This is a genomic window from Sphingosinicella terrae (genome assembly GCF_003347635.1).
Classification (GTDB): Bacteria; Pseudomonadota; Alphaproteobacteria; order Sphingomonadales; family Sphingomonadaceae; genus Allosphingosinicella; species Allosphingosinicella terrae.
The window spans coordinates 25,815-50,373 of record NZ_QDFY01000001.1; the positions used below are offsets into that span (position 1 = coordinate 25,815).

22 protein-coding genes are annotated in these 24,559 nt (G+C 69.3%); 7 read left to right on the forward strand and 15 right to left on the reverse strand.

The window, feature by feature from the left end; genetic code table 11:
* Positions 1-15: 15 nt before the first annotated feature.
* The 3 genes from pyrF to DDE10_RS00140 form a co-directional block, all read right to left on the reverse strand.
* On the reverse strand, positions 16-696 hold the full coding sequence (gene pyrF, locus DDE10_RS00130; RefSeq protein ID WP_114950713.1) for an orotidine-5'-phosphate decarboxylase: 681 nt from the start codon (positions 694-696) through the stop codon (positions 16-18).
* Positions 693-995, reverse strand: a complete 303-nt coding sequence (locus DDE10_RS00135) for a LapA family protein (RefSeq protein WP_114950714.1) — start codon at positions 993-995, stop codon at positions 693-695. The genes pyrF and DDE10_RS00135 overlap by 4 nt, the downstream gene beginning before the upstream one ends.
* A 93-nt stretch (positions 996-1,088) precedes the next feature.
* A complete protein-coding gene (locus DDE10_RS00140; protein WP_114950715.1) occupies positions 1,089-3,377 on the reverse strand; it encodes a patatin-like protein in 2,289 nt (762 codons plus the stop codon).
* 241 nt (positions 3,378-3,618) lie between these two features.
* Between DDE10_RS00140 and DDE10_RS00145 the strand changes: the two genes are divergently transcribed.
* Entirely contained in the window at positions 3,619-4,926 is a 1,308-nt protein-coding gene (locus tag DDE10_RS00145; protein ID WP_162806156.1) for a serine hydrolase domain-containing protein, read from the forward strand.
* Here DDE10_RS00145 and DDE10_RS00150 read toward each other — a convergent pair.
* Positions 4,824-5,627: an endonuclease/exonuclease/phosphatase family protein gene (locus DDE10_RS00150; RefSeq protein WP_114950717.1), complete on the reverse strand. Its 804-nt coding sequence runs from the start codon at positions 5,625-5,627 to the stop codon at positions 4,824-4,826. The genes DDE10_RS00145 and DDE10_RS00150 overlap by 103 nt on opposite strands.
* Before the next feature lie 67 nt (positions 5,628-5,694).
* Positions 5,695-6,039, reverse strand: coding sequence for an HPF/RaiA family ribosome-associated protein (locus DDE10_RS23260; protein WP_162806158.1), 345 nt, complete (start codon positions 6,037-6,039; stop codon positions 5,695-5,697).
* A gap of 84 nt (positions 6,040-6,123) precedes the next feature.
* On the opposite strand from DDE10_RS23260, the gene DDE10_RS00160 reads away from it, so the two are divergent.
* Together DDE10_RS00160 and radA are read left to right on the forward strand one after the other, a co-directional pair.
* Positions 6,124-6,603, forward strand: a complete 480-nt coding sequence (locus DDE10_RS00160) for a DUF1493 family protein (protein ID WP_114951644.1) — start codon at positions 6,124-6,126, stop codon at positions 6,601-6,603.
* A gap of 1 nt (position 6,604) precedes the next feature.
* On the forward strand, positions 6,605-7,978 hold the full coding sequence (gene radA, locus DDE10_RS00165; protein WP_114950719.1) for a DNA repair protein RadA: 1,374 nt from the start codon (positions 6,605-6,607) through the stop codon (positions 7,976-7,978).
* Between the two features lie 18 nt (positions 7,979-7,996).
* Here the strand turns inward: radA and DDE10_RS00170 are convergent, their stop codons facing one another.
* The 8 genes from DDE10_RS00170 to DDE10_RS00200 form a co-directional block, all read right to left on the reverse strand.
* A complete protein-coding gene (locus tag DDE10_RS00170) occupies positions 7,997-8,194 on the reverse strand; it encodes a DUF1289 domain-containing protein (RefSeq protein ID WP_114951645.1) in 198 nt (65 codons plus the stop codon).
* A 42-nt stretch (positions 8,195-8,236) separates the two neighbouring features.
* On the reverse strand, positions 8,237-9,349 hold the full coding sequence (locus DDE10_RS00175) for a 5-methyltetrahydropteroyltriglutamate--homocysteine S-methyltransferase (protein WP_114950720.1): 1,113 nt from the start codon (positions 9,347-9,349) through the stop codon (positions 8,237-8,239).
* 144 nt (positions 9,350-9,493) lie between these two features.
* On the reverse strand, positions 9,494-10,435 hold the full coding sequence (locus tag DDE10_RS00180) for an acetyl-CoA carboxylase carboxyltransferase subunit alpha (protein ID WP_114950721.1): 942 nt from the start codon (positions 10,433-10,435) through the stop codon (positions 9,494-9,496).
* Between the two features lie 11 nt (positions 10,436-10,446).
* Positions 10,447-11,352 (reverse strand): tyrosine-type recombinase/integrase, encoded by a 906-nt coding sequence (locus DDE10_RS00185; RefSeq protein WP_114951646.1) that lies wholly within the window; start codon positions 11,350-11,352, stop codon positions 10,447-10,449.
* Between the two features lie 41 nt (positions 11,353-11,393).
* Positions 11,394-13,202, reverse strand: coding sequence for a hypothetical protein (locus DDE10_RS00190; RefSeq protein ID WP_114950722.1), 1,809 nt, complete (start codon positions 13,200-13,202; stop codon positions 11,394-11,396).
* Positions 13,186-13,356, reverse strand: coding sequence for a hypothetical protein (locus DDE10_RS23670; RefSeq protein WP_284734340.1), 171 nt, complete (start codon positions 13,354-13,356; stop codon positions 13,186-13,188). Before DDE10_RS23670 ends, DDE10_RS00190 begins: the two co-directional genes overlap by 17 nt.
* Before the next feature lie 210 nt (positions 13,357-13,566).
* Complete coding sequence (locus DDE10_RS00195) at positions 13,567-14,151, reverse strand: pyridoxamine 5'-phosphate oxidase family protein (RefSeq protein ID WP_162806160.1); 585 nt, start codon at positions 14,149-14,151, stop codon at positions 13,567-13,569.
* Between the two features lie 390 nt (positions 14,152-14,541).
* Positions 14,542-14,982, reverse strand: coding sequence for an anthrone oxygenase family protein (locus DDE10_RS00200; protein ID WP_114950724.1), 441 nt, complete (start codon positions 14,980-14,982; stop codon positions 14,542-14,544).
* Between the two features lie 502 nt (positions 14,983-15,484).
* Between DDE10_RS00200 and DDE10_RS00205 the strand changes: the two genes are divergently transcribed.
* Positions 15,485-17,314, forward strand: a complete 1,830-nt coding sequence (locus tag DDE10_RS00205) for a monovalent cation:proton antiporter-2 (CPA2) family protein (RefSeq protein WP_114950725.1) — start codon at positions 15,485-15,487, stop codon at positions 17,312-17,314.
* Here the strand turns inward: DDE10_RS00205 and DDE10_RS00210 are convergent, their stop codons facing one another.
* Positions 17,315-17,779 (reverse strand): iron-sulfur cluster assembly scaffold protein, encoded by a 465-nt coding sequence (locus DDE10_RS00210; protein ID WP_114950726.1) that lies wholly within the window; start codon positions 17,777-17,779, stop codon positions 17,315-17,317.
* 54 nt (positions 17,780-17,833) lie between these two features.
* On the reverse strand, positions 17,834-20,239 hold the full coding sequence (locus DDE10_RS00215) for an ABC transporter permease (RefSeq protein WP_162806162.1): 2,406 nt from the start codon (positions 20,237-20,239) through the stop codon (positions 17,834-17,836).
* Between the two features lie 284 nt (positions 20,240-20,523).
* On the opposite strand from DDE10_RS00215, the gene DDE10_RS00220 reads away from it, so the two are divergent.
* From DDE10_RS00220 to DDE10_RS00230, 3 genes are all read left to right on the forward strand, one after another.
* Complete coding sequence (locus DDE10_RS00220; protein ID WP_114950728.1) at positions 20,524-21,063, forward strand: response regulator; 540 nt, start codon at positions 20,524-20,526, stop codon at positions 21,061-21,063.
* On the forward strand, positions 21,053-22,279 hold the full coding sequence (locus DDE10_RS00225; RefSeq protein WP_114950729.1) for a sensor histidine kinase: 1,227 nt from the start codon (positions 21,053-21,055) through the stop codon (positions 22,277-22,279). Before DDE10_RS00220 ends, DDE10_RS00225 begins: the two co-directional genes overlap by 11 nt.
* 103 nt (positions 22,280-22,382) lie before the next feature.
* Complete coding sequence (locus tag DDE10_RS00230; protein ID WP_114951647.1) at positions 22,383-24,542, forward strand: TonB-dependent siderophore receptor; 2,160 nt, start codon at positions 22,383-22,385, stop codon at positions 24,540-24,542.
* Positions 24,543-24,559: the final 17 nt, after the last annotated feature.

Consider the following 24,559-nt stretch of genomic DNA (forward strand, 5'->3'; position numbering starts at 1 on the left):
CCGGCGGAACGAAGGCTAGAGCGTCGCTTCGATCTCGCGGACGACCTGCGCCGGGTCTCCGGCCTGGGTGATCGGACGGCCGACGACGAGCATGGAGGCGCCGTTGTCGAGGGCGCGGCGGGGAGTCATCACCCTCTTCTGATCGCCGAGGACGTGCGGACCGGTGTCGAGGCGGACGCCGGGAACGACGAAATAGCCCTCGGGCCACAGCTTCTTCGCTGCCGCGACCTCGTGGCCGGAGCAGACGACGCCGTCGAGGCCCGCCTCGCGGGCGAGCGCGGTCAGCCGCTCGACCTGGGCGGCCGGGCTCCTGTCGATGCCGATCGCGGCAAGATCGCTCTCGTCCAGGCTGGTGAGGACGGTGACGGCGACCACCCGGGCCCCGGCCGGGGCCGCCGCCTTGGCATCTTCCATCATCGCGCGGCCGCCCGCGGCATGGACGGTGAGCACGGCCGGCTCGAGCAGGCGCAGCGCCTGCACCGCCTTGGCGACGGTATTGGGGATGTCGTGCAGCTTGAGGTCCAGGAAGACCGGCAGGCCGAGTTCGGCGAAGGCGCGCACGCCGTCGGGGCCGTTGGCGCAGAAATATTCGAGGCCCAGCTTGATGCCGCCGACATGGTGGCGGACGCGCTCGGCGATCGATCGGGCGCGCTCGACGTCGGTGGTGTCGAGCGCGACGAAGACGGGGCTGGTCACGGCAGGGGCGGCGCGTCGGCGACGGGCGGCGCGTTGCGGACCGGCATGCCCGGAGCATTGGCGACATGGGCCGGGCCGGAATTGTCGAGCCGGCGCCGCAGCGACCACAATCGCGCGCGGTAGAGGATGAAGGTGGGAAGGAATCCGATCAGGAAGGCGCCGATCACCAGCACGGGAAGCTTCACGTCGGCCTCGAGGCCGCCCCACAGCCGGATCGTCACCATGTTCCAGTTGCTGTGCGCGAACAGCACCAGGGCGACGGCGACGACCACCCAGAACAGGGTCTTCAGAAACTGCATGCCGGCCCCTTTCGCATGTCCGTCCCCTGCTCGCAAATTCCGCGACGGAATAAAATAATCAATTCTGTGCCCGCCCACGGGTGGAGCGGCCCGTCATCCGATCTCGCGCTCCAGCTCCTCGAACAGGGCCGGGACCGACGTCAGCCGGTCCTTCTCCTCGGCGAGGATGGCGCGGAAGGCGTCCCGCTTCATCGCGGCGACCTCCGCCTCGCCGAACCGATCCGCCTCGGGGAGGGTCGACAGGATGATGTCGACCAGCCGGTCGGCCCCGTGCAGCCGGCCCCACAGATAGTCGTTCTCGCGATAGGCGCGGCTGAAGAAGGCGCCGAAGCTGTTGAGCTGGATCCCCTTCAAGGTCGCCGCGGTGCCGCCGGCCCGGATCGCCACGGCGTCGTCGGGCGAGATGCGGTCCACCTTGATCGGGTCGAACTCGTCGAGTCCCTGCCCTTGGAGGAGGGGCAGAGTGGCGACGTCGTAGAAGGGATAGCCCAGATAGGCGAGGATGACCTTGCGCCGGTCGGGCTTGGGCAGCTCCGCCAGCGCCTCGGTCAGCGCGGCGTCGGTGGTTTCGTCGAGCGGGCGCAGGTCCCAGATCCGGGCCAGCGCCTCCATCGCCGCGGCGGGCTCGGTCTCGGCCGCGGCGAAGGCGCGGCGGTCGGCGGTGGTGAGCTCGCCCGGCTCGCGCCGGCGATAGCGCTCGAGCAGGTCGTTGAGCAGCGTCCGCAGCCGCTCGGCCAGGTCGCGATCCTCGACGAGGCGCGACACCCGGCGCGCGACGAAGCGGAGCCGGCGGGTGCGGAAGCCGATGTCGAAGTCGCGCAGGAAGAGGATGGCGTCGGGGCTCGAGCCGCGGGCGGTGAGCGCGTCCGGATCGACCAGGCCGCGGGCGCGCACATGGGCCCACAGCGCCTGCCGCAGCCCCTCCCGACGGCCGCGTCCACCGCCGCCGCCGCAGCGGAACACCGCCTCCACCGCATCCTCGACGACGGTGGCGATCTTGAGATGGGCGTAGGCGGCAAAGGCATAGCCGGCGCTTTGGGCGGCCAGCTCGTTGGCGCGGGCTCGCCAGGCGGCGAGGCGCTTCGGGTTGGGCCGGACCAGGAAGAAGGTCGAGCCGACCGCATTCTCGATCGCCGCTTCCACTTCGGGCTGCATCGCATCGACGATCCGCCGAAGCCGGCGGATGCGCGACGACAGTTGCTCGATCGCCTCGAGATTGTCGCGGATCGGCTGCTCGCGCGGAATGTCCGAGATCGCGCCGAAGATGGTGGCGAAGAAGCCGGGCGGTTCGTCGGCGCTGCCGGTCAGGCGAACGCTCTTCATCCCCGGCTTGGGATCGACATAGACGAAGCGGCGGTCGACGTCGCGCCGCGCCGGCCTCTTGTCGAGCGCCTGGATGGCGGGTCCGAAGGGGGCGTTGGCGAGCACCGAGCCGTCGATCAGCACGGCGTCCTCGGCCTCGCCGAGCTCGGCATGGCGGGGCAGCACGCGGGCGAGGAAGGCGTCGCGCCGGGGCCAGCGGCGATCCTGCTCCTTCAGCACGGCGTCGAGCTCGTGGACGGTGAAGGGCGGGAAGGCGCCGGGAAAGCTCGCGGTCGCCCGGGCGGCGTAAGTGAGGGCATAGGGATCGGCGAGGTCGCGCACGGCCCCGGCCGGACCGTTGAAGGAGAGGGTGATGCGATGCTCGCGCTCGACCACCTCGGGCGGAGAGTTCAGGCGCAGCTCCTGCGGATAGCCTCGGAAATCGGTGACGGTGACGAACAGGTCGAGCTGCTGGTAGGCGGGGAGGAGCGGCCCGCCATTCGGCTCGCGTTCCATCGCGTCGAAGGCGTCGAGCAGCAGCCGGGTGAAGCCGGCGCCGCCGAAGGGCGGCGCGAACCATCGCGCGCGGACAAAGCTGGCGAGCTTGGCACGGACCTCGGCGCGGTGCTCGGCCTCGACCGTCTCGCTCACGGTCTCCGAGCGGTTGGACAGCGCCCAGGCGAACGGGATGGCGATCGACTTGGCGATCCGCGAGACCGGGTGGACCGACGGATCGACCAGCCGGTCGACGTCCGCCGAATCGAGCCAGAGATCGGTGAGCGGATCGAGCGAATGGCCGCTGGCGATGGCGTGGGCGAGGAAGACGGCGTTGATCCCACCCGCGCTGGCGCCGGCGAGGATGTCGACGAGGACGCGCAGTTCGGTCCCCTTCTCCTCGGCGATGCGCGCGAGCAGGTCGTGATAGACGCCCTCGCTGCCGCCGGCGCGCGCCTCGCCGCCGATGAAGGCGCGGCTCGCCTTGGCCAGCCGCCAGATCTCCTTGGTGACGCCGTGCATGTAGACGGCGAGGCTGATCCCGCCATAGCAGACCAGCGCGATCCGGAGCTCCTTCTCCCCCATCGGCGCGACGGTGGCAGGAAGCGGGCCGGGTGTCGAGCCGGGGGTGGGCGATCACTTCGGAGGAGGGGGCGGCCGCCGCCCATCTTCGCAATCCCTCCCTCGCGGGCGGGATCTACTTGGCGATCAGCGAGCGCGCGCGAACGCTACCATTCGCCCGCCGCCCGCGATAAGGCCGCTCTCAGCCGGAATCGCCGGCCGGTGCGAGTATGGGTCTGACGCCTGAATGGCCAAGCCAGTGTATATGAAGCGCTTTCTCGTCGGACTGCTGATCGCGGCGAGCCTGGTCGGCTTGCTCTGGGCCGGCGCCGTCCTGCTCACGCGGCCGGCGGAGCCGTCCGGCGCCGCCGCGGCCGGCCCCGGGCCCCGCGGCCTCAGCCTCGTCGTCGGCCAGGCCCGTGCGAGCAGCCCCTCATCGGTGGATTACGATCGGCTCGACGCCCGTCTCCAGGCGCTGATGGAGGATCCGGCGATGGTGGGGCTCGCCGTCGCCGTCGTCGAGAATGGCGAGATCCGCTTCGCCCGCGGCTATGGCGAGACCGTCGCCGGCAGCGGCGAGGCGGTGACCACCGAGACCGTCTTCCGCTGGGCTTCCCTGTCCAAGGGCGTCGCCGCCGACATGGTCGCCTTGCTCGCCCATGAGAACAAGCTGTCGCTGTTCGAGCCGGTGGCCCGCCACGCCCCGTCCCTGCGCCTGCCTGCCGGCAACGAGCAGCGCGCGACCGTGTCCGACCTGCTTTCGCACCGGCTCGGCCTGTTCGCCCATGCCCACGATCCCAAGCTGGAGGAGGGCGAGGACGCCCGGATGCTGCGCGCCTCGATGGCGACATTGCAGCCGATCTGCCCGCCGGGCAGCTGCCACGCCTATCAGAATGTCGCCTATGACGCCGCCTCCGAGATCGTCGAGCAGGTGTCCGGCAAGACCTATCCCGAGGCGGTGCGCGAACGGCTGTTCGCGCCGCTCGGCATGTACACGGCCAGCGCCACCCGCGAGGGGCTGATGGGCGCGCGCAGCTGGGCGCGGCCGCATCCCGGCGGCAGGAATTCCCAGCCGGTCGAGGTCACCGATTCCTATTATCGCGTTCCGGCCGCCGGCGGGGTCAACGGATCGATCGGCGACCTTGCCATATGGATGCTGGCGCAGATGGGCGGCGCCACCGACGTGCTGCCGGTACCGGTGCTGCGGGCGGTCCAGAATCCGCGCGCCAATACGCCCGGCGAGAATGCCCGCCGGCGCAAGTATCGGGAGCGCACGACGGCCGCGGCCTACGGGCTCGGCTGGCGGATGTTCGACTATGCCGGCCACCGGGTGGTCGGCCATCATGGCGGGGTGCGCGGCTACCGGTCGCTGGTGATGTTCGATCCCGTCCGCAGGGCCGGCGTCGTGGCGCTGTGGAACAGCTCGGCCTCGCGGCCCAACGGCATCGAATATGAGGTGATGGACATGGTCTATCGCCTTCCCTTCCGCGACTGGCTCGATATCGACGATCGCAGCCTCGCCGCCCAGCCCGAGCCCGCCGCGCGCGAGGACAATGAGGGCGGCAGCGGCTGAACCTCGTCGGTCCGGCGCAATTCGGCCCAGACCGGCAGATGATCGGAGGCGCGCCGCGCCGTCGCGCTGTCATGGGCGCCGCTGTCCAGTATCTCGAGATCGGGGGTGACCATGATGCGGTCGAGCTGGGCGATCGGCCGCCGCGCATGGAAACTGCGGCCGCACGGTGCGAACAGGTGATGCGCGCCGAAATCGCGAAGGCAGCCGCCGCGGCTGCTCCATTCGTTGAGGTCGCCCATCAGCACGCTCGGCGGGTCGCCCTGGCGCTCGGCGAGATGCGCCAGGATCGCATGCGCCTGGCGCCGCCGCCATAGTCCCGACAGGTCGAGATGCATGCCGACGACCCTCAGCGACTCGTCGCCGACGCGGATGTCGGCGAGCACGGCGCCGCGCGGCTCCAGCGACGGGAGATGGAAGAGGTGTCGCTCGAGCACCTCGACCCCCTTACGTACGAGCAGGGCATTGCCGTGCCAGCCGATGCTGCCGGCCCGCGCCTCGAACGGCACCGGCACATAGTCGCTATGCTCCTCGAGCAGGTGGAAGGGCAGAGCGCTGGCGCGGGCGCCGAACCGGCGATCCGCTTCCTGGAGGGCGATGACGTCCGCCCGGAGTTCGTTGAGGACGTCGATCGTCCGCTCCGGGCGACGGCGCCTGTCGGTGCCGATCGCCTTGCGCATATTGTAGCTGGCAACGCGGATCATGGTGCCGGCGATGTGGAACGGCGGGCGCGGCGGCGCAAGCTCGGGACGCCGCGGGCGCCTCTTGCCCTCAGTGCCGCTTGGCGTCGTCGAGGCGCCCCACCGAATGCTCGAGCGCCCGCAGCGCCTTGTCGGCCGCGACCGTCACCGCATCCTCGATCCGCTGGGCATCGGCATGGACCGCGATCGGCTCGTGGCCAGTCGGCCGCACTTCCAGGCTCACCCTCTTGTCCGTGCCGCCCTTGCTGCCGTTGACGTCCGAGACATGGAGCTCGACATGGGTCAGCCGCTTCTCGAAGCGGCGCAGCTTCTGGCGGATCCGCTGCTCCAGGCGCTCATTGGCGTCGGCATCGCTGACGATCTGGTTGTCGGTGTTGACCTGGACGTACAAATCGGCCTCCTCGCTGTTGTTCACCAGGCATAATGCGGCGCGGGTGCCGGGCGTTCCATGGGGAGAATCCCGCTGGATGTTCCCGCTTGGTTCCGGTAGCGTGCGGTCATGAAGGTGTCGGCCTGCGATCTCGACGAGATGGAAGTGCTCGAACGGGTCAAGCAGGCCGTCCGAGAGATTTCCGGGTGCCCGCCGGAGCAGATCACGCCCGAAGCGCGCCTGTGGGAGGATCTCGGCATCTATGGAGATGACGGAATTGACCTCTTGGAGCAGCTGGACTCTCAATTCGTCATGGACTGGGAGGGGCTCGATGCGGGCGTGCATTTCGGGATGGAAGCCATCGGGCCGCCGCTACCGCCGTGGCACGTGAAGCGAAGTCCGGTCTGGTTCGAACCGCATCCGCTCCGGGTAGCCGAGCTCGCTCAGGCCCTGCGCGCCGGCCGCTGGCCCGGGAGCCGGCATGAGACGGCATCGCTCTGGCGACGAGGAAATGTCCTGTTGGCGAGCTGGATCTTGTTCGTCTTTCTCGCCGCTGGCGTGCTCGTCACCTTCGGCGCGATGATCAACGGGTTGCTTGCGAAGGGATAGAATGGCCAAGCCGAAGAAACGCTATGTCTGCCAGCTGTGCGGATCGGTGAGCGGCCGCTGGACCGGCCAGTGCGCCGATTGCGGCGAGTGGAACAGCCTGGTCGAGGACGAGGCTGGCGTGGTCACGCCTTTCTCGGCCAAGCACGATCTGCGCGGCGGCGGCCGCCGGATCGAACTGGTCGGCCTCGATGCCGAGACGGCGCTGCCGGCTCGGATCGGCACCGGCATCGCCGAGCTCGACCGCGCGCTCGGCGGCGGTCTCGTCGCCGGGTCGGCGACCCTGATCGGCGGCGATCCCGGCATCGGCAAGTCAACCCTGCTGCTCCAGGCGGCGGCGCGGATCGCCGGGCAGGGCCGCGCGGTCGCCTACATTTCGGGCGAGGAGGCGGCCGATCAGGTCCGCCTGCGCGCGCGCCGCCTCGGCATCGAGGCGGCGCCGCTCCGGCTGGCGGCGGCGACGTCGGTGCGCGACATCCTCACCACCTTGGCCGAATCGGCACCGCCGGCGCTGGTCGTGATCGATTCGATCCAGACCATGTATTCGGACCTGATCGAGGGGGCGCCGGGCACGGTGAGCCAGGTCCGCGCCTCGGCGCACGAGCTGATCCGCTTCGCCAAGGAGAGCGGCGCCGCCCTGGTGCTGGTCGGCCACGTCACCAAGGACGGCGCGATCGCCGGGCCGCGGGTGCTCGAGCATATGGTCGACACCGTGCTCAGCTTCGAGGGCGAGCGCAGCCACCAATATCGCATCCTGCGCGCGATCAAGAACCGCTTCGGCGGCACCGACGAGATCGGCGTCTTCGCCATGGCCGATGACGGCCTGTCCGAGGTCGGCAATCCTTCCGCCCTCTTCCTCACCCATCGCGGCGAGGCGGTGCCGGGCGCGGTCGTCTTCCCGGCGCTGGAGGGGACGCGGCCGGTGCTGGTCGAGATCCAGGCGCTGACCGTGCGGCTGGCGAGCGGCGCGACGCCCAGGCGGGCGGTGGTCGGCTGGGACAGCGGCCGGCTGGCGATGATCCTCGCCGTACTCGAGGCGCGCTGCGGGCTCAGCTTCTCGACCGCCGAAGTCTATCTCAACGTCGCCGGCGGCTATCGCATCACCGATCCCGCCGCCGACCTCGCCGTCGCGGCCGCTCTGGTCTCGGCGATGGCGGAGCGGCCGGTCCCGGCCGAGACCGTCGCCTTCGGCGAGGTCGCGTTGTCCGGCGAGCTGCGGCCGGTCGCGCACGGGCCGCTGCGGCTCAAGGAATCCGCCAAGCTCGGCTTCGCCCGGGCGCTGGTGCCGAGCGCGGTGGCGGCGGAGAAGGGGCCGATGACGCTGGCCGGCTTCCGTACCCTGGCGCAGCTGGTCGATCACTTGCTGGGGCGAGGCTGATCCCGTCCCCGACGGGAATCAGTCCTCCGCGGACCGGCCGGGCCTCATCCTCGCCATCCGGTCCGGCAGCACCTCCAGCAGGGACGCCTTCTCGAGCGAGGTCGCCGCCGGCCAGCGCCCGATCTCCTCGATCGTCCGTCCGCATCCCCGGCACCAGCCGGTGCCGGAGTCGATCCGGCATATTCCGGTGCAGGGGCTTGGCGGCTCGACCGGCATGAGCGCATCCGTTTCGGGAGAGGCCGGGCCCATTCGGCGCCGCTAGCCTCCCCAGACCTCCTCGGCCACCTCGATGACGAGCCGCATCTTGTCCGCCTGCTGCGCGACTTCGATGTCGTTGCCGTGGACCGTCGAGGAGAAGCCGCATTGCGGCGACAAGGCGAGCTGGTCGAGCGGCGCATATTCGGCAGCCGCCTCGATGCGCCGCCTGATCTCGTCCTTCGTCTCCAGATCGCCGAGCTTGGTGGTGACGAGCCCGAGCACCACCAATTTGCCCTTGGGAAGGAAGCGCAGCGGCGCGAAGTCGCCCGAGCGCGCATCGTCATATTCGAGGAAGAAGGCGTCGACGTTCAATTCGTTGAACATGACCTCCGCGACCGGCTCGTAGCCGCCCTCGGCGGCCCAGCTCGACCGGAAATTGCCGCGGCAGAGGTGGACGGCCTTGACCATGTCGTCCGGCGCGCCGGCGAGCGCGGCGTTGATCATCCCGGCATAATGACGGGGAAGCTCGTCCGGATCGAGACCGCGCTTGCGGGCATTCTCGCGCTGCTGGTCGTCGCAGAGGTAAGCGAGGTTGGTGTCGTCGAGCTGGAGGTAGCGACAGCCGGCGTCGGCGAGGTCGTTGACCTCGGCCCGGTAGGCGGCGGCGACGTCGGCGAAGAACTCCGCCATGTCCGGATAGACGGTTTCGCTGATCCCCTCTCGACCGGCGCGGAAATGCAGCATGGTCGGCGACGGGATCGTGACCTTCGGCGTCTCCGACGTCACGCTCGCCAGGTAGGCGAAATCGGCGCGCTGGATCGGCTTGGAATGCCGCACCTTGCCCGTGACCACCATGCGCGGCGGCGCGTAATCGAGGCTCTGGCCGCCATGCTGGCGGAACGAGACCTGCATCCCGCCCTGCTCCTCGATGCCGTCGAGCTGGAGGAGAAAATCGGTGTGGAAGAAGGTCCGCCGGAACTCGCCGTCGGTGATCGCCTTGAGGCCCAGCCATTCCTGCATCGCGACGACCTCGCGGATCGCCTGATCCTCGGCGGCGCGCAACGCCGGCGCATCGATCTTCCCGGCGCGATATTGGTCACGCGCTTCCAGCAGCGCCTTGGGGCGCAGGAAGCTGCCGACATGGTCGGCGCGGGAGGGAAGCGGACTGGACATTCGATTTTCCTCTTCGATGCAGTGTGACGATCAATGTCTCGGCGGTGGGCGGGCGGCCCCTGTGACGGGTCCGGCTGGCGACGGATCCATGCGGGCGAGCTTCGCCTCCGGCTGCCGGGCTCCGACGCTGGTTGTCGATAAGGCTCAGCCGACGGCCAGGAACTTCTCGCGGCGCTTCGCCCGGACCTCTTCGCGCGACAGCGGCTCGAGCGCGTCCAGAGCCTCGCCGATCGCGGCGCCGAGATTGGCGATCGCGGCTTGCGGGTCGCGGTGGGCGCCGCCGACCGGCTCGGGAACGACGCGCTCGACCAGGCCGAGCTGCTCGAGGTCGGTGGCGGTGATCTTCATCGCCTCGGCCGCGTCGGCGGCCTTCTCGGCGGTGCGCCACAGGATCGAGGCGCAGCCTTCGGGCGAGATGACGGAATAGACGCTGTGCTCGAGCATCAGCACGCGATTGGCGGCGGCGATCGCGATGGCGCCGCCGGACCCGCCCTCGCCGACGATCGCGGCCACCAGCGGCACGCCGAGGGCGAGGCATTGCTCGGTGGCGCGGGCGATCGCCTCGGCCTGCCCGCGCTCCTCGGCCTGGACGCCCGGAAAGGCGCCGGGCGTGTCGACCAGGGTGACCACCGGCAGGCCGAAGCGATCGGCCAGCGCCATCAGCCGGATCGCCTTGCGATAGCCTTCGGGACGGGCCATGCCGAAATTGTGCTTGAGGCGGCTGGTGGTGTCGTCGCCTTTCTCATGGCCGATCAGCACGACCTTGCGGCCGGCGAGGCGGCCGAGGCCGCCGACGATCGCCTGGTCCTCGCCGAATTTGCGGTCTCCCGCCAGCGGCACGAAATCGGTCACCAGAGCGGCGAGATAATCCTTGAAATGGGGGCGCTCGGGATGGCGCGCGACCTGGGTCTTCTGCCACGGGGTCAGCTTGGCATAGGTGTCGCGCAGCATCCGCTGCGCCCGTTCCTCGAGCCGCTCGATCTCGGCCTCGATGTTGATCTCGCCGGCCGACGCGGTCTCGCGCAGCTCGGCGACCTTCGCCTCGAGTTCGGCGATCGGCTTTTCGAAATCGAGAAAGGTGGGCATGGGCGCGGCGGTTAGGCCGGGTTCCGCCGCGCGTCAACGCGCCCAGCCGCCCGGCCCGCGCGGCGAGCGCCCGTCGGTCCGGCGTCGGCAAGGGGATGGCGACTGTTCACCAGCTCGATCAGCCGGCGGGAATCGACATGGGTGTAGATCTGCGTCGTCGCGATGTCGGCATGGCCGAGCAGCAGCTGGACCGCGCGCAGATCGGCGCCGCCTTCGAGCAGGTGCGTGGCGAAAGCGTGTCGCAGCACATGCGGGCTGATCCGCTCCGGCGGGATGCCGGCATCGGCGGCCAGAGCCTTGATAAGCTGGTAGAGGCGGACGCGGCTGAGATGCTTCTTGCCCGACGGAAAGAGATGGGGCGAGTCCCGCGGGACGTGCGCCGCCCATTCGGCCACGGCCGCGCGCGCCCGGTCGGAGATCGGCACCAGTCGCTCGCGGCCGCCCTTGCCGCGAAGGATCAGGAACGGCCGGTCCGGCGAGACCGCGTTGCGCGGGAGCGAGCACAGTTCCGTCGCTCGAAGCCCGGACCCATAAAGGAGTTCGACCAGTGCCGACAGCCGAAGCGCCGCCGTCCCGCCCTCGGCCTTGCGGCGCTCGATCTCGCGGAACAGCGCGTCCACGGCCGCATGATCGAGGATTTTCGGCAGCGGCCGGTCGCTGCCGGGCCGGGGAAGCGCCGCCGACGGATCATCGCCGCGAAGACCCTCGTCCTGGAGGAAGCCGAAGAAGCGCCTGAGCGCCGCCGCCTTGCGGGCGACGGTCGCGCGCTTCAGCGGCAGCCAGGCCTCGGCGAGCCTGTGGAGATCCTCGGGCGAAGCCTCGCCGAGCCGGCCCTCGAGCAGCATGGAGGCGCCATCGAGATCGCGTTCATAGGCGAGCAGGGTGTTGCGCGCCGCGCCGGCTTCCGCGGCCATCATCTCGAGGAAAGCGGCGATCAGCCGGCGGTCCCCGGCCGCGGTCACAGACGTGCGACCGCCTCGGCCGCGATCATCCGCGCTTCATAGTCGAGCCCGACGGCGCCGAGCGCCCGGACGATCCGGAACAGGTTGGCCGCGGGCACGCCGCGCCATTCGGCGGTCTGCATGCCGACCGCGGCGAGCAGCGCCACCGTCGCCGGCGCGCGCGCGGCGGCCGCCTCGTCGATCGCGCCGCTCCAGGTGCCGCCGGCGTCGAGCCTGAAGCCGGCCCCGGCGGCGAGCCTCGCGGCGTCCCCCGCATCGAGCCGCCCCAGCCCGGCCAGGCCGGCGATCAGCAGCTGCGAGCGCTGGCGCCCCGGGCTGTCGTCGGCCTCAACATAGGCTTCGACCTGCGCCGCCGAGAGATCGGCCACGCCCGGGGCTCCCAAAGCGAGCAGCGCCCAGGCGCGGAGGTCGCCCGATTCCTGTACCACGCCGCTCCAGCGGGCGGCGGCGCGATCATGGCCCGCCGCCAGCATCGACGCGATCAGATCGGCGGCATCGCCGGCATGATCGGCGGAGGCCGGGATTCGGGTGGCGGCGCCGGCGGTCAGGATCAGCCGGGCGTAACGATCGCGCGGCGCCTCCGCTTCCCGCCACAGGCTGCGCATCGCCTCGAGCCGCTCGCCCGGATCGCCATGGGTCCAGGCCGTTCGCAGCCGGGCGCCGATCGTGCCGCCGGCTTCGGCCGGATCGGTCTGATCGAGGATGAGGCTGTGGGCCTCGACCAGCGAGGCGGTGGAGAAGACGCCGAGCGCGGCCGCGGTCGAGGCGGCGGCGAGGCGCTGCTCGACCGGGACCATCGGCGCGCGGGCGAACCAGGCCTGCATCGCGGGCGAGGCGCCGGCGATCAGGCGGTCGGGGATGGCCGTGCCGGTGGCGCTCGCCAGCCCGATCCGCCACGGCGTCAGGCCGCCGACCGGCTCCCATTCGAGCGAAGCGGCGCGGCGCGCCTCGGCGCCGGCACCGATCACCTTCTCGGCAAGCTGATAGTCGATGCCGCTCACATTTCCGCGGCGGCGCGCTTCGTCCATCAGCGCGGAGGCGCGGGTGGGCTCGCCCTCCAGCGCCGCGCACATGGCGTCGGCCAGCTTCCATACCGTCTCCGACGAGCCGGCGGGACCGATCAGCGGGCACAGGCCGGCCGGATCGGCCGTGGCCAGCGCGGCGCGCGCGGCGGCCTCGATCATCCGCGGCGTGTAATTCTCCTGGTCGACGGCCTGGACCAGCATGCGCGCCGCGTCGGCCTCTCCCATGCGCAGCAGCAGGTCGGCGCGGGCGGCGACCCAGTCGACCGGCTGCATCGCCGACGGCGAGTCGAGCCGCGACATCAAGGCGCGGCGCAGCAGGATCGATGTCCATCGCGACGGCAACGGCGCGTCGAGCCGGCCCATCAGGGTGGCGAGGAACGGCCCGTTCGAGCGGCCGAAGGCGTCGGCGGCGACGCCGCGGCTCTCGGGTCCGAGTAAGCCGACTCGGTCGACCGGGCGAGCCTCCCCTTCCGGCACCGAGAAGAAGTTGGTCGGCCGCGGCCGGGAGAGCGGATCGAGGTTCTCGAGATCTTCCTCATCCGCCTCGCTCTCGGCGATCTGCTGCGCCGGCGACGGCACAACCTGCCCGGTGGGGCGGCTCGGCGAAGGCGACGGGACCGAGCCCTGATTCTCGACCGGCGGCGGCAGGTCCTCGGGATCGCCGAAGCCTGGCGGCAGCAGCGATTCGGGCGCCTCGCTCTCCTGGCTCAAGGCCGGGATCGCGAGCGCCGCCGAGGCCGCGCAGACCAGGAGGAGGGCCCTTTTAGGCCAGGACTTCATTCGTGACATCCTGCTCGATCCGCTCCGTCGGAACCTCCGTGTCGACGGTCGACAGATAGATGATGAAGCCGACCAGCAGGACGAGAAGGACGGCCAGAAGGATGGGCAGCGGCGAGCGCCGTCGGCGCGTCGGGGCGAAATCGTACCTTGGCATGGCGCGCCTTTTGCCCCAGCCGGACGCGAAAAGTATAGTCCTTGTGAAAGGGGTGTTGGAATGTGCGGGCGCGCCTCGAGCTTGCCTTCGACCTCAGAAGGAGATTCCCGTGGTGAGGCAGCCGTTTCCGGCGGCATCGAGCCGATGCATGATCGCGACGACGGCAGTTAAGGATGGAAAAACGGACACTCCCGCCGCAATGCTCTCCGCTCAGGGGATAATGACGCCTTGCGGCTGCCAGATGTCCTCGGTGGGCAAGATCCCCTTGCCCATGACTTCCAACCGCTGCGGCTTTAGGCGGATCAGCGCAAGATCGTGGGGGTAATCTGGCCATAACGCCCGATACCTCTCACTCGGCCCGCGGGCAGCGATGCTCTCTGCGTCGGTGTGAACCGACGCTAAGCCCATGAAGCTGGCGTAATAAGCATTCTCGTGATTGTTGGGTGTGTCATCAGAGCCGAAGTGTAACGTCGCCTTGGGATTAGCGGCGATCTGCCGGGTCTTGCGGCTCCCACGGCGAGTGGAAATCCAGAGGCTCCAATCTTCGAGCGGGGCAGCAACTCCCACCGGACGCGCCCGTGGCATGCCATGCTCGTCTACAGTGACCAGGACGCCGATATAATCCTCTCGGATGATCTCCCGCGCGGCGGCCATTATCGTGGCGGAATCGTCGACCCGATAAAGATCGTCTGACGCTTCTCGAGTAACCAGCCCCTTCGCAGCACCGCCCGCAAGCACGGTTGCAAGACCGGCAGCTGATGCACCGAGGATTAGCTTGCGCCGACCGAGCTCCATCGCGTGCTCCTCATTCTCGACACGGCGCATGCTGATCGCTGAACCGTTCGAGCACAAGAGCAATCACCGCTCTACGAGAGCACCGCCGTCGGCCCGGCGGCTAATGTCCGCTTTGGGTCGATTCTGTTGAAATGTCCGGTGGCGGCTCCGTGCCGATTTTGCGGCTGCGGCGGCGCAAGAATCCTCCACAAAAGGCCCTAGTGGCTGCGTTTGCGCGGGGTAGCACGTGAACTGGAGAAGGAACTGCTACGAATTTGAAGACGGTCCCGGCGGCCGACCGGCCTCGGGACTTTTTCAACACAATCGGTCGTAAGTAGCCTGTCCGCATACGACCCTCAGGCGTGTTCCCGCCCGACAGGGTCTTCGTACGCGATGGCTGGAATGAGGGCATCAGGTGCCCGTTGCTACCGCCCATGCGAAGAAAAGCATCGCCAGCAAACCGAGGCCGCTCCGGACATTGTGGAGCTTGCCCCACCGAATCAGAATCTCGCGGCTTTCGGGACCCGCGTCGCCTTGCTGCATTGCCATCAGTCGTTTGTTCACAGGCATGATGACGATCAGCGTGAACGGCCAATTCGCAAGGAGCGACACGCTGCCCGCGAGCCACTTCCAATCGGGTGAGAAATACCAAGCAAGGAGACCCGACGCTCCACCAAGGACGGCCAAGCCGGACTGGATCGGGAGCGCCCGTTTATAGCTGGGTTGCCACTGCGCCAGAAGCGGCCCGTCGCCGAGCCCGAGCCGGGCGGGATGCTCGACGATGCTGATGTAAGTGGCCGCTCCCGCGAAAAGGGTAGCGGCGATGAGGGCCGCCAATTGTAATCCGATCATCGATCGTCCTCGTTGTTGACGAGGAGGCGCGGAAGCCAAGCCCATGCGCCTCCCCGAAGTTTTTCGGTTCGACGCCGAGGCTGGGAAGAACCCGCTTTGCGGGTGCAGGAGCTACCGACCTGCTGCTCTATTTCCGGCAATATGAGATTGGCAGCTGAAGCCGGGGAACACAATCTTCGATTTCCGCAATGGATCGTCGGCTGACGGGCATCGACCGCAGCGTCCGCTTTCCGTCGGTCTCGGTAACCGAGCCGCAAGGGCGCAGGCTCAGTTCGCCTCAAGTGGGTCGATCGTCTGCCGGCCACCTACGGCAGCCGAGGCAAGGCCTGGTGCTCGCTCCGCCGAAATGGGTCGAGAGACGGTGGCAAGTCCGCGGACTCAACCCTTCCTGCCGGAGGGCTCGCGACGCGAACGATGCCCGCGAGCCCGGCTCCCACCTCCCTTCGCTTGCGAAAATCCGCTTTATCCACGAAGGGCGCGGGTATTGCGGGCGGAGGGTCAAATGGCGGAAGTTCATGGGCTGGACCTCGGGCTGCCGGTGATCCTGCTTGGGGCAGGGGTGGTGGCGCTGCCGCTGTTCGCGCGGTTCCGGCTCGGGTCGGTGCTCGGCTACCTTGCCGCCGGCCTGGTGATCGGGCCCTCGGTCCTGCGCGTCGTCGACGATCCGCAGGTCCTGCTCCACGTCGCGGAACTCGGCGTCGTCATGTTCCTGTTCCTGATCGGACTCGAGATGCGGCCGCGCCGGCTGCTGTCGATGAAGCGCGAGATCTTCGGGCTGGGGACGGCGCAGGTCGCGACGTGCGGCCTGCTGCTGACCCTGGCCGGGATCGCCGCCGGCTACGCGCCGATCATCGCCTTCATCGGCGCGATGGGATTCGTCCTGTCCTCGACCGCGGTGATCATGCGGATGATCGAGGAGCGGGGGCTCGCGGCGACCGAGGAGGGGCAGCGGGCGGTCGCGATCCTGCTGTTCGAGGACCTATCGATCGTGCCGCTGCTCGCTCTGGTGGCGCTGCTCGGCTCCCATTACGGCCCCGTCGAGGAGGGCGCTCGGCCGGTCTGGCTCGCGGTGACGATCGCCCTTGGCTCGATCTTCCTCGTCGTCGCTGCCGGCCGCTGGCTGCTCAACCCGATCTTCGGCCTGCTGGCGCGGACGGGAACGCGCGAGGCGATGACCGCCGCCGCCCTGCTCGTCGTGCTCGGCACCGCCTGGTTCATGCAATGGGGCGGGCTGTCGATGGCGATGGGCGCCTTCCTGGCCGGCGTCCTGCTCTCCGAATCCGTCTTCCGCCACCAGCTCGAGGCCGACATCGAGCCCTTTCGCGGAATCCTGCTCGGCCTGTTCTTCATGAGCGTCGGCATGTCGCTCGACCTCTCGCTCGTCGTCCGCCAGTGGCCGGCGGTGGTGGCCGGCGTCGTCGTCGCGATGGCGATCAAGTCGGCCGGAATCTTCATCGTCGCACGGCTCGCCGGCACCGGCCGCCAGGAGACGATCCGTCGTTCCGCCCTGTTCGCCCAGGGCGGAGAGTTCGCTTTCGTCCTCTACGCGGCGGCGCTGGCGGGCGGCCTGCTCACGCCGGAAACGTCGGCGCTGCTGACGGCGATCGTCATCCTGTCGATGGCGGTGACGCCGCTGCTGCTCCCCCTTGCCGAACGGCTGATCCGCGAGGAGGGGCCGGACCCGGGCCGCGTCGATGCTGCCGACGGCCTTCGCGGCCAGGTGCTGTTCGTCGGCTTCGGCCGCTTCGCCCAGGTGGCGAGCCAGTCGCTGCTCGCCCGCTGCGTCGAGCTGTCGCTGATCGAGACCGACGTCGAGATGATCGAGGCGGCGGCGGATTTCGGCTTCAAGGTCTATTACGGCGACGGCACCCGGCTCGACGTGCTGCGCGCCTCCGGCGCCGGCAAGGCCGAGGCGATCCTGGTCTGCGTCGACAAGCCGGAATCGGCGGACCGCATCGTCGAGCTGTGCCGGTCGGAATTCCCGCAGGCCAAGCTCTATGTCCGCGCCTTCGATCGCGGCCATTCGCTCCGGCTGGTCCAGGCCGGAGTCGATTTCCAGATTCGCGAGACGTTCGAATCGGCGCTGGCGTTCAGCCGCGAGGTGCTGCTCGGCCTCGGCTTCGATCCGGAGCAGGCGGACGACGCCGTCGAGGACACCCGGCGGCGCGACGAGGAGAGGTTCGAGCTCGAACTCGCCGGCGGCCTGCGTGCCGGCCGCTGGCTGCTCCGCGGAAATATCCCGACGCCGCAGCCCGAGCCCTTCGTCCGGCCGCCGCGCAGCGGCGCCGTGGTCAATGTCGACGCGGTGCCGGAGGCCTCCGCGCAGGAGTGATCAGCGCGCCGTGCCGTTTGCGCTTGCGGCGGCTGGCGACGGCGTGGCCGCCGCCTGGGCCGCCTCGGCGACCGCTTCGAAGGCGAGCAGGATCGACTTGTGGCGAGCGGTGACCCGTCGCGCCTCCCTGAAGACAATGAGGCCTGGCCAGCTTCCCGGATCGTCCCGGCGCCCGGCCAGGAAATCGGCGAGGGCGTCGCGCGCCCGCGCCAGCTCCTCCGGCGTGCGGCCGACCGCCTGCGCACCCATCAGCGAAGCCGAAGCCTGGCCGAGGGCGCAGGCCTTCACCTCCTGCCCGAGCGCCGCGACGCGGCCATCCGGGCCGAGCATGACATCGATGGTGACCGTACTGCCGCAGACCGGCGAGCGGCGCGTCGCGCTCGCCTGCGGCGCCTCCAGCCGCGCGAGATGGGGAATCGTCGCGGCAAGCCGGAGAATGTCGCGATTGTAGAGGCTGCTGGTCACGCTCGCGATATAGGAGGCGGGGCAGGGGGGCGCCAGTCGCGCTCCGCGACACGGTCATTCGTGGCGGAGCGCCGCGACCGGGGGCTTGCGCGCGACCAGGATCGCGTGCCCGGCGACGGTGAGGAGGGTGACCGCCAGCGTGAAGGCGCCGCCGGCGAGGAACAGCGCGGGATGCAGCGGCGCATGGGCGGCAAATCCGTCGAGCCAGCGGCGCATCAGCCACCAGACGATCGGCCAGGCGATGAAATTGGCCCAGAGCACCGGCCGCGAAAATTGCCAGAGCAGCAGGAGCGTCACCTGGCGGGTGGTCGCGCCGAGCGCCTTGCGGATGCCGATCTCCTTGGTTCGCTGCTCGGCGATGAAGGCGGCCATGCCGAACAGCCCGAGGCAGGCAATGGCCAAGGCGATGCCGGCGGCACTGGCGAAGAGGATGCCTTCGCGCCGAATGTCGCGATACAGGCCCTCGGCATAGACCTGGAGCGGGAGGATGTCGGGAAGTCCCGGCTGCTGCGTGGCGATCCAAAGGTCGCGCAAGCCGGCTGACGCGCTTGCCAGCTGGCCGGGTGCGACGCGGGCGCTGATCATGGCGAAGCGGGACGGATCGACGAAATAGACGGTCGCGGCGACAGGTACGCGTACCGACCCGGTCGGAAAATCCGGCACGACCCCGATGATTGTGAAGGCGCGCTGCCCGCGGAAGAAGGAGGATTGGAGGCGGACGCCGATCGCGTCCCGGGCATCGGCAAGGCCGAGCTCGCGAACCGCTGTTCGGTTGACGACGATGCGTATCTCCTGCGGAGCCCCGACAGGCGGATGGACGATGTCGCCGCCCTGGCTGCGATCGAACAGGCGACCGGCGAGGGGATCGAGCCCATAAGCCTGGAGGAATCCGAAATCGACCGAGAGCGTCTCGAACGAGTGGATCTCGGCCGGCGAAATTTCCATCATCTCCACGACCCGTTCCGCGCCGATCATCGTCGGCTGCGAGCAGACCAGGGTGCCGACTCCGGGCAGGCGGGCAAGGCCGTTCCGGATCGCGTCCGTGCAGGGTGCTGAGACGAGCAGCATGTTCTGGCCGGCGAGACGGGAGGCGGCGTCGGCCGCGAACTTCGTCTGGCGCCAGATCACCACCGTCGAGATCACCAGGCCGGTGAGGATCGCGAACTGGACCAGAACCAGTGCCCGGCGCAGGCGGCCCCGGTCGAGATGTGCCGGGCCGCCGCGAAGCGCTGTGGCGGGGCGCAGCCCCGAGAGCAAAAGGGCCGGGTACGCGCCGGCGAGCAGGGTCACCGCGACCGTGGCGAGCAGCACGGCGCCAGCCGATTCCGGCCGCCAATATTCGAAGCGCATCTCCCGCTCGAGGAAGCCGTTGAAAACGGGCAGCAGCAGCTCGACGGCGGAAAGCGCCAGCCCCATCGCCGCCGCAACCTGGAGCAGCGACTCGGCGAGGAACTGCGCGACCAGCAGCGAGCGGCTCGCGCCGACCGCCTTGCGCACCCCGACTTCCTTGGCGCGGCGCGACACGCGGGCGGTGGTCAGGTTGACGAAATTGACGCAGGCGCCGACGAGGATCAGGAGCGCGACGATCGCCGCGGCCCAGACCGTGGCCCGGTCCCCCGGCGCCTTCATCGCATTGACCCCCGCCGGCGCGAAATGGATGTCGCGGATGGGCAGGACGGTGAGCGTCGCCGCGACGCCGAACGGATTGTCCGGAGGGATAAGGAGGTGCCGGACCACCAGGTCGGGCAAGGCGGCTCTTACGGCCTCGATCGAAGCCCCAGGCTTCAGCCGGAAATAGGTGTAGGTCGTGCCGTCGAAGTGAAAGCCGGGCGGGCGCGCATCCATCTCCGCGAGGTTGGAGAAGGGGGTCCTGCCGGAGCCGAAGAGGCGGCCGGCAAGATGGGTTTGGCCGGGCAGGTCCTCGATGACCGCCGTCACCCGCATCAGGTGCCGCCGGTTGAGCCGGAGCGTCTGCCCCAGCGGGGCATCGCTGCCGAAGAAGCGGCGCGCCATGCTGCGGGTGAGCACGAGCGAATCGGGCGCATCGAGGGCCGTGGTCGGATCTCCGGCGACGGCGGTCACGGGCAGGACGGTGAACAGGGTCGGGTCCGCCCAGTAGATCGTCTCGTTGGCTTCGACCTGTCGATGATCGAGCGTCCAGTCCTGCGGCATCATCCGCGCGACGGTCTCGATCTGGGGCAGTTCCCGCTTCAGACCCTCCGCCATCACATAGTCGGTCCCGTCGAACCGGACGGCGACGCCGCCGGGCATCGTGATCGAGGAGGAGATGCGGTAGACGTCGGCAGGGAAGACATGGTCCCATGTCAGCTCGTCGTGAACGTAGAGCGACAGCAGGACGGCGGCGGCGAAGCCGAGGGCGAGGCCGAGGATGTTGAGCGCGCTGTGGAAGGGGCTGCCCGTCAGCGACCGGAAGGCGGTCACCCACAGATTGCGGAGCATCGGTTCTTCCCCCAGGCAGCTTGCATCTTCCGGCATGCGGATGCGTCGGCCGGACTGACAAGAGCTCGCACGGTGACGGCCCCTTTCCCTTCGCGCGGCCCGCTCGTCGCCGCCGACGAGCCGGCGCGGCGGCGTTGGCGTGTGGGCCATGTTAGCGCAGTTATCGCCAACGAAAAAATGCGTTATCCTCGTAGGTTAGGGTGATGGGTGCGGCGTCCGGGCTTCCCTTGTGTCCGGATCCGGACGGATTGCGAGCGTCGGCGCGATCGGATTAAGCTCGGCCGATGAACATGCTTCCGCCCCTCCTGATCGTCGAAGACGATGACGACGTGCGCCAGGCGGCCCAGCTCGCGCTCGAACCCTATGTCGAGCGGGCCGAGGCCGTCGCCTGTCCAGAGGAGGCGGAGGCGCTGCTGGTGCCCGGCCGCTTCGGATGCGTCCTGCTGGACATGAACTTCGTCGCCGGCGCGCGATCCGGCCAGGAGGGCATCGACGCGCTCTCCCGCCTGAAGGCGCAGGACCCTTGCCTGGCCGTCGTCCTGATGACGGCCTTCGGCGGGGTGTCGCTGGCGGTGGCGGCGCTGAAGCGGGGCGCGCACGATTTCATGCTCAAGCCGTGGCGCAATGGCGACCTGGTGGCCGCGGTCCGGTCGGCGAGCGAGGCGACGTTGGCTGCCCGGCAGAGCAGGAAGCTGGACGAGGTCGAGCGGGACGCGATCGAAGGAGCGCTCGCCCGCAGCGGCGGGAACATCGCCCGGGCCGCCGCCGGCCTGGGTCTCAGCAGGCCTGCCCTCTACCGGCGCATGGCCCGGCATGGCCTCTAGGGACCGAAGGCGCACCGTCGCCCGATCGTTCGGCCTGCGGACCCTCCTTGCCGGCGGCCTTGCCTTTCTCATCGTCGAGGTGCTGGCGGGCACCGAATATTATGCGACGGCGGCGGTGCTGGGCGGCCTCCTCGCGCTGACGGTGTGGGACACCGCGCGCTTGCAGTCGGGATCTCCGCCCTCGAGCGGTGGCGCCGACGCGCGTCATCGGGAGCGGCTGCAGCAGCTCGATCGGGACTCCGCCTTGCTCGATGCCGTGAGCGTCGCCCTGATCGCGCTGGCGCCGGATGGACGGATCGCCTTCGCCAATCGGGCCGCCCGTCGGCTCGCGGGAGAACCGGTGCGCAGGCTCACCGACATGGCGGCCCTCGGTCCGGACCTCGCGGTCCAGATCCTCGCCTTGCCGGCCGGCGCCCGGCGAATCCTCACGCTCGCCGACGGCCGGCTGATGCTGGTCTGGGTCGTCGAGCTCGTCATCCCCGGTGAGCCGGCGCAGAAGCTGGTCTCCCTGCAGGCCGTGGCCGGCGAGCTGGACGCGGTCCAGCTGCGCGCCTGGCAGGATATGAGCCGCGTGCTCTCTCACGAGATCATGAATTCGCTGACTCCGATCGCCTCGCTATCGGAGAGTGCCGCGAGCCTGATGCGCGGGCAGGAGACGGCGGAGGCGCGTGTCGTGCGCGCCGTCGAATCGGTCGCTCGCCGCAGCCGCCATCTGATCGACTTCGTCGAGCGCTACCGGCAGGTGGCGGAATTGCCGGAGCCGAGCCTCCGGCCGATCCGGGCGGCGGCGCTGGTCGCCGACATCACGGCGCTGATGGAGGCAGATCTCGCCGGGGCGGGGGTCTCCCTGCGAAGCGACGTCGAGCCGCCGGACGTCACGTTCCAGGGCGACCCGGAACTCCTGTCCCAGGCGATCCTCAATCTCGTGCGAAACGGGGCCGAGGCGGCAGCCCCGGCGGCGGCGCCCCTGGTCTCCCTTTCCTGCCGGCGGATCGGCTCGGAGCTGATCCTCCAGGTAAGGGACTCTGGCCCCGGCTTCGATCCGGACCGCCTCGAGGAATCGTTCGTCCCCTTTTTCACCACCAAAGCGGGCGGGTCGGGCATCGGCCTCACCTTGGCCCGGCAGATCGCGCTCGCCCATGGCGGCCGCCTCGAAGCGGCGAACGAGACAGAGGGCGGCGCCGTCCTCAGGATGATCCTCCCAATCCGAGGATGAGCCCATATCGGTGAGAGTTACTGCGCGACTCTATTGCTAATGCGAGTGCTTCGCATTAGTGACAGCCCCGTTGAAGAGCGGATGGGCCGCTTTAGGGGGAATGATGAAGCGTGTGAGACTCTTGCTGCTCGCCGGTGCTGCGCTGGCCTGCGCGCCGGCTTTCGCCGAGGATGTCGCTGGCGAAGTTCATGCGGCCGACGATGTCGAGCGTATCCTCGTCACGGGGCAGATGCGCACCAGCGGCGCCGCTACCAAGACCGACACGCCGGCGACGGAAGTGCCGCAGCCGGTCACGATCATTCCCGACACGTTGTTCGAGGCGCAGGGCGCAGTCTCGATCGGCGACACCCTCAACTATGTATCGGGCGTGCAGTCCAACCCCTACGGCCCCGACAGCCGCGTCGACGGTGCCTTCATCCGCGGCATCAACGCACTGCAGTTCCGCGACGGCATGCGCGACATCTTCAGCTACTATGCGAGCATCCGCGCCGACCCCTACAATTTCAACAGCGTTCAGGTGCTGCGCGGACCGTCATCCGTGCTGTTCGGCGCCGGCTCGCTCGGCGGCATCGTCAATCTCAATTCGAAGCTGCCGGAATTCACCGCGGGCGGCGAGGTGGCCTTGCGCTACGGCTCGTTCGATCGGCTCGAGGCCCTCGCCGACGTCACCGGCCCGATCGGCGGCGACCTTGCCGGGCGCGTCGTTGCCCGGGTGCGCGATTCCGGCACCCAGACCGACTATGTGCCGGACGACCGCATCCTGCTGTCGCCGTCGCTGACCTGGGCGCCCGGCACCGAAACGCGGCTCACCTTGCTCGGCCTCTACCAGGAGGATGACGGCGGCTCGACGTCGCAATTCCTGCCCCTGGTCGGCACCATCCTGCCCAACCGCAACGGGCGGCTGCCGAGCGACCGGTTCGTCGGCAAGCCGGGATGGGATCGCTATGACGGAAGGCTGCTGCAGGGCACCGCCTTGTTCGAGCATCGCTTCAGCGACCTTGCCCGGATCAACCTGCGGGCCCGCTACATCGACAGCGACCTCACCTACTTCACCCACTATGCCGACAGCTATTCGAATCCGGCCAACCCTTATGTCCTGCTCGATCCCGTCACCGGTCTTCCGGTGCTCGACCCGGTCACGGGCGTGCCGCTCCGCGATCCCGAGCAGAGGACGATCGGCCTCTATTCGGACGGCAGCGTCGCGCGGATGGAGATCTTCTCGACCGACAACAATGTCCAGCTGAGCTTCGACACCGGCGCCGCTGTCGAGCATCTCCTGCTGGCGGGAATCGACTATAGCTGGAACCGCGTGCGAAAAGTCGGCGGCTTCTCCTTCGAATATTTCGATATCTACGCACCGGATTATGGTTCGCTTTCCGATTATGGCGGCGGCCTGCCCCAGCCTTCGGCGCCCTCCGAGGATGTCGAGCAGGACCAGATCGGCATCTACGTCCAGGACCAGATCAGGCTGTGGGACCGGGTCTCGGTGGTGCTCGGCGCGCGCCGCGACCATGTCAGCGCGCGCTCCTTCGGCGGCCCCGGGCAATCGTGGAACGCCACCACCTTCCGGGCCGGCATCATCGGCGAGCTGGTGGCGGGCGTGCTCCCCTTCTTCAGCTACACCGAGAGCTTCGAGCCGATCTCGGGGACCGCCAGCGACGGCAATCCGTTCGTGCCCAAGGCCGGCCGGCAATATGAGCTCGGGCTCAAGCTGCAGCCGAACGATGCCAGCATGGTGACGCTGACCGGCTACCATATCCGCGAGAGCAACCGGCCCGTCGACGATCCGACCACGCCGGATCCGTTCGACCAGCGGCAGATCGGGTCGCTGACGTCGCAGGGCTTCGAGTTCGAGGCGCGGACCGTCCTTGCGGGCGACCTCCAGCTGATCGCCAACTATTCCTATGTCGACGCCGAGGAGAGCGGCACCGACCGGCAACTGGAGAACGTGCCCAAGCACAATGCCTCGCTCTGGCTGTCGCGGCCCTTCGACCTGGGCAACGACGCGACGTTGACGCTGGCCGGCGGCGTCCGCCATTCGGGCAGCAGCCGCTCCTACGGCCCGGCCTTCCCGGACGGGATCGTCACGCCTTCCTACACGCTCGTTGACGCCTTTGCCGAGGTCACGTGGCGGCAGTGGAGCTTCGCGCTCAACGCGACCAACCTGCTCGGGGAGGACTATTTCTCCGCCTGCCTCGCCCGCGGAGACTGCTTTCTCGGCGCCGAGCGCAACGTCTTCGGCACGTTGAGCTACCGCTTCTGATGGGCGGCGCGGCGGCG

Excerpts from the sequence above, each read along its gene's own strand:
- DDE10_RS00175 (WP_114950720.1), bottom strand. The coding sequence starts at position 9,349 with ATGTCCAGTCCGCTTCCCTCCCGCGCCGACCATGTCGGCAGCTTCCTG.
- DDE10_RS00180 (WP_114950721.1), bottom strand. The coding sequence starts at position 10,435 with ATGCCCACCTTTCTCGATTTCGAAAAGCCGATCGCCGAACTCGAGGCG.
- DDE10_RS00220 (WP_114950728.1), top strand. The coding sequence starts at position 20,524 with ATGAACATGCTTCCGCCCCTCCTGATCGTCGAAGACGATGACGACGTG.
- DDE10_RS00150 (WP_114950717.1), bottom strand. The coding sequence starts at position 5,627 with ATGATCCGCGTTGCCAGCTACAATATGCGCAAGGCGATCGGCACCGAC.
- DDE10_RS00140 (WP_114950715.1), bottom strand. The coding sequence starts at position 3,377 with ATGGGGGAGAAGGAGCTCCGGATCGCGCTGGTCTGCTATGGCGGGATC.
- DDE10_RS00170 (WP_114951645.1), bottom strand. The coding sequence starts at position 8,194 with ATGCCGGTCGAGCCGCCAAGCCCCTGCACCGGAATATGCCGGATCGAC.
- DDE10_RS00215 (WP_162806162.1), bottom strand. The coding sequence starts at position 20,239 with ATGCTCCGCAATCTGTGGGTGACCGCCTTCCGGTCGCTGACGGGCAGC.
- radA (WP_114950719.1), top strand. The coding sequence starts at position 6,605 with ATGGCCAAGCCGAAGAAACGCTATGTCTGCCAGCTGTGCGGATCGGTG.
- DDE10_RS00205 (WP_114950725.1), top strand. The coding sequence starts at position 15,485 with ATGGCGGAAGTTCATGGGCTGGACCTCGGGCTGCCGGTGATCCTGCTT.
- DDE10_RS00200 (WP_114950724.1), bottom strand. The coding sequence starts at position 14,982 with ATGATCGGATTACAATTGGCGGCCCTCATCGCCGCTACCCTTTTCGCG.
- DDE10_RS00135 (WP_114950714.1), bottom strand. The coding sequence starts at position 995 with ATGCAGTTTCTGAAGACCCTGTTCTGGGTGGTCGTCGCCGTCGCCCTG.
- DDE10_RS00190 (WP_114950722.1), bottom strand. The coding sequence starts at position 13,202 with ATGAAGTCCTGGCCTAAAAGGGCCCTCCTCCTGGTCTGCGCGGCCTCG.
- DDE10_RS00195 (WP_162806160.1), bottom strand. The coding sequence starts at position 14,151 with ATGGAGCTCGGTCGGCGCAAGCTAATCCTCGGTGCATCAGCTGCCGGT.
- DDE10_RS00145 (WP_162806156.1), top strand. The coding sequence starts at position 3,619 with ATGAAGCGCTTTCTCGTCGGACTGCTGATCGCGGCGAGCCTGGTCGGC.
- DDE10_RS00185 (WP_114951646.1), bottom strand. The coding sequence starts at position 11,352 with ATGATGGCCGCGGAAGCCGGCGCGGCGCGCAACACCCTGCTCGCCTAT.
- DDE10_RS00160 (WP_114951644.1), top strand. The coding sequence starts at position 6,124 with ATGAAGGTGTCGGCCTGCGATCTCGACGAGATGGAAGTGCTCGAACGG.
- DDE10_RS00225 (WP_114950729.1), top strand. The coding sequence starts at position 21,053 with ATGGCCTCTAGGGACCGAAGGCGCACCGTCGCCCGATCGTTCGGCCTG.
- DDE10_RS23670 (WP_284734340.1), bottom strand. The coding sequence starts at position 13,356 with ATGCCAAGGTACGATTTCGCCCCGACGCGCCGACGGCGCTCGCCGCTG.
- DDE10_RS00230 (WP_114951647.1), top strand. The coding sequence starts at position 22,383 with ATGAAGCGTGTGAGACTCTTGCTGCTCGCCGGTGCTGCGCTGGCCTGC.